Annotated in this window: 1 protein-coding gene; it reads left to right on the top strand. The window is 53.2% G+C overall.

Annotated elements, in window-relative coordinates; translation table 11 throughout:
- The coding region (locus tag AAAU26_RS00445) for a relaxase family protein (RefSeq protein WP_349180864.1) at positions 1-1,097 on the top strand (1,097 nt) is incomplete at both ends.

Raw genomic sequence — 1,097 nt, 5'->3', positions numbered from 1 at the left:
TCGGGAAATATCCATGTCCACATCGTAATCGGCAGCATCCGAACACGAGAGGTGGAACGCAAGCCCTATATGCAGAAGCCTCGCGATTGGCGCGAGGGCATGAAGCACTCCAGCACAGCCCAGACCATGCGACACCTCCGTGTCGAAGTCATGGAGCTGTGCGAGGGTGCTGGTCTGTACCAGATCGACCTGCTCAACGGCTCCAAGGAGCGCGTGAGCGAAGCTGAGTATTGGGCGCGTAGACGCGGCCAGTTGAAACTTGATCGTGAAAACGCAGCCCTCACCGCAGCTGGACAGCAGCCTCGGCAGAAGAAGTTTGAAACCGTGAAAGACACTTTACGGAAACAGATTTCTTCAGTGCTGTACCGTGCCACGAGCTTTGAAGAATTTTCTGACAAGCTCATGCAACAGTATGGCATCACGGTTAAGGAAAGCCGTGGACAGCTTAGCTATCTGCCCGCTGGCAGAACGAAGTTCATCCGAGCGAAGCATCTCGGTGACAACTATGACAGCGATGCCGTACTCGCCACCCTGACCGCAAATGCCGAACGCAAGCACACGGTTACGCTGAAATCTAATAAAATCGGGAAACTGATTGACATTCAGGCAAGGCTGACTGAGGGCAAGGGCATTGGCTACGAACATTGGGCGAAGAAATTCAACCTCAAAGCTATGGCACAAACTCTGATCCTCTTGCAGGAGAAAGATTTGCTCAACGAGGATGATCTGAACCAGCGCATCGCCGAACTGGAAACCAAGTATCACGACTCGCTGGCGGTGGTGAAAGACCTCGAAAGCTGCATGAAGGCCAACAAAGAGCTGCGCTATCATGTCGCAGCCTATACCAGCACCAAGAATGTCGCACAGCAGTTAAAGACCGCCAAGCGACCCGTAGCCTTTGAGGAGCAGCACCGTGCAGAACTGACAGCGTACCGGGCGGCAGCAGCCTATTTCAAGGCAAACAACATCACAAAGCTGCCCAGCCCGAAAGAGCTGGAAGCCGAGTATGCGCAGCTGGCATCCGAAAAGGCAAAGTTCTACGAGCAGTACAAGGAAGCTAAAGAGGAACTGCTCAAACTGAAAACCGCAAAGCAGAA

Source organism: Faecalibacterium longum, from assembly GCF_040094125.1.
Taxonomy (GTDB): Bacteria; Bacillota; Clostridia; order Oscillospirales; family Ruminococcaceae; genus Faecalibacterium; species Faecalibacterium longum.
The sequence above is the reverse complement of the archived record's forward strand: the minus strand, read 5'-3'. Positions and strand labels throughout refer to the sequence as shown.